The organism is Kitasatospora sp. MY 5-36 (assembly GCF_001182915.1).
Classification (GTDB): domain Bacteria; phylum Actinomycetota; class Actinomycetes; order Streptomycetales; family Streptomycetaceae; genus Kitasatospora.
In genome coordinates this window covers 1-725 of record NZ_LFVW01000303.1, presented here as the reverse complement: position 1 = coordinate 725, position 725 = coordinate 1, and the positions used below count along the sequence as shown (strand labels likewise).

Genomic DNA, 725 nt, shown 5'->3' with positions numbered 1-725 from the left:
GACCCGCCCTCGGCGACCGTGAACAACACCACCCGCAACGGCAGCCCGGTGGACAGGTCGAACGCGGCGAGGGCCTCGGCGGAAATCCGCTCCGCCAGCTCCTCCGCCGTGCATGGCTCGGCCCTGAACGGCACCTCGACGTCCCCGACGGGCAGCACCACCTGGCGGGGCTGTCCGTCGACCGCCGGATAGACCGTCCGCAGCGCCTCATGCCGCCCGACCACGTCACCGATCGCCCCGCTCAGCGCCTCGACGTCCACCGCCCCGTGCAGCCGGAACACGAACGGGCTGTTGTACGTCGCGGAAGCGCCCTCCAACTGGTCCAGGAACCACAGCCGCTGCTGCGCGAACGACAGCGGCAGCACCTCCGGCCGCTCCCCCGCCACCAGCGCCGGACGCGCCGGACGCCCCTCCTTCAGCTTCTCCGCCACCCGGGCCACGGTCGGGTTCCGGAACAGGTCCCGGATGCCGAGCTCCGCGCCGAGCGTGCTGCGGATGCGGCTGATCAGCCGGGTCGCGATGACCGAATGGCCGCCCAGGGCGAAGAAGTTGTCATCGACTCCCACCGACGGCAGCCCGAGGACCTCGGCGAAGAGGCCGCACAGGAGCTGTTCCTGCGCCGACTCGGGAGCGCGACCGCCCTCGGCCGTGTCCTTCTGCCCGGTCGTCGGTTCCATCTGCTGAGCCATGACATCCATACCTTTCTTCGTGGGATCGTTCTGGTC

The 725-nt window shown here is 70.8% G+C and carries 1 protein-coding gene; it reads right to left on the bottom strand.

What is annotated here, in order from left to right:
- Positions 1-689, bottom strand: a 689-nt coding sequence (locus AE652_RS20765) for a condensation domain-containing protein (protein WP_159028509.1), incomplete at its 3' end; no start/stop codon positions are given.
- Positions 690-725 lie beyond the last annotated feature (36 nt).